The sequence below is a fragment of the Streptomyces sp. NPDC007901 genome, from assembly GCF_042959465.1.
GTDB lineage: Bacteria > Actinomycetota > Actinomycetes > Streptomycetales > Streptomycetaceae > Streptomyces.
The window spans coordinates 1-1450 of sequence record NZ_JBIBKW010000105.1 but is presented as its reverse complement, the minus strand read 5'-3'; the positions used below and the strand labels follow the sequence as shown (position 1 = coordinate 1450).

The window sequence follows — 1450 nt, the reverse complement described above, 5'->3', positions numbered from 1 at the left end:
CGGGCCTGGGAGGTGCCGTCGGAGACGCTGATCAGAGGTCCGGCCACCGCCCGGTCCGGCGCAATGCCGGACATCTCGCGGGCGGCAGGTCTGCATAACGTGGATGCGCGCGTACGACACCACTGCCAAGGCCAGCACGTTCAACTCCCCTGGAAGGGCGCGATGTTCGACACCGAAGACGTGGGCGTGTTCCTCGGCCTGGACGTCGGCAAGAGCGCCCATCACGGGCACGGGCTGACTCCGGCCGGGAAGAAGGTCTTCGACAAGCAGCTACCCAATAGCGAGCCGAAACTGCGGGCCGTGTTCGACAAGCTGGCCGCGAAGTTCGGCTCGGTCCTGGTGATCGTGGACCAGCCCGCATCCATCGGATCCCTCCCGCTCACGGTCGCCCGGGACGCGGGCTGCAAGGTCGCCTACCTGCCCGGACTCGCGATGCGGCGGATCGCCGACCTGTATCCGGGCGAGGCCAAGACCGATGCCAAAGACGCTGCGGTCATCGCGGATGCGGCCCGGACCATACCGCACACCCTGCGCTCCCTGGAGCTCACCGACGAGATCACCGCCGAACTCACGGTCCTCGTCGGCTTCGACCAGGACCTCGCGGCCGAGGCCACCCGCACCTCCAACCGCATACGCGGCCTGCTCACCCAGTTCCACCCGTCACTGGAGCGCGTCCTGGGCCCCCGCCTCGACCACCAGGCCGTCACCTGGCTGCTGGAGCGCTACGGCTCCCCGGCCGTACTGCGAAAGGCCGGCCGCCGCAGGCTCGTCGAACTCATCCGACCCAAGGCCCCACGCATGGCCCAGCGGCTGATCGACGACGTCTTCAAGGCGTTGGACGAGCAGACCGTCGTGGTCCCGGGGACCGGCACCCTCGACATCGTCGTGCCCTCCCTGGCCCGCTCGCTCGCCGCTGTCCACGAACAGCGCCGGGCCCTGGAAGCCCAGATCAACGCCCTGCTGGAGGCCCACCCTCTTTCCCCGGTCCTGACGTCGATGCCCGGCGTCGGCGTCAGGACCGCCGCCGTCCTACTGGTCACCGTCGGCGACGGCACCAGCTTCCCGAGCGCTGCCCACCTGGCCTCCTACGCCGGACTCGCCCCGACCACGAAGTCGTCGGGGACCTCCATCCACGGCGAACACGCACCCCGAGGCGGAAACCGGCAGCTCAAACGCGCCATGTTCCTCTCCGCCTTCGCTTGCATGAACGCCGATCCCGCCTCCCGCACCTACTACGACAAGCAACGCGCCCGCGGCAAAACCCACACCCAGGCACTCCTCCGCCTCGCCCGCCAACGCATCAGCGTCCTGTTCGCCATGCTCCGAGACGGCACCTTCTACGAATCCCGCACGCCCGCGGACGTCGAGCTCGCCGCATGACACCAGCAAGAGCGAATCACCCCAAACCCCGACAGGGGCGCCTTGACGAAGGACATAGAGGCACCCCCCG

1 protein-coding gene is annotated in these 1450 nt (G+C 69.0%); it reads left to right on the top strand.

The features are described 5' to 3' along the window. The first annotated feature begins 162 nt into the window (after nucleotides 1–162). On the top strand, nucleotides 163–1380 hold the full coding sequence (locus ACFZDK_RS55855) for an IS110 family transposase (RefSeq protein WP_390987128.1): 1218 nt from the start codon (nucleotides 163–165) through the stop codon (nucleotides 1378–1380). The last annotated feature ends 70 nt before the right edge of the window (nucleotides 1381–1450 follow it).

Excerpts from the sequence above, each read along its gene's own strand:
- ACFZDK_RS55855 (WP_390987128.1), top strand. The coding sequence starts at position 163 with ATGTTCGACACCGAAGACGTGGGCGTGTTCCTCGGCCTGGACGTCGGC.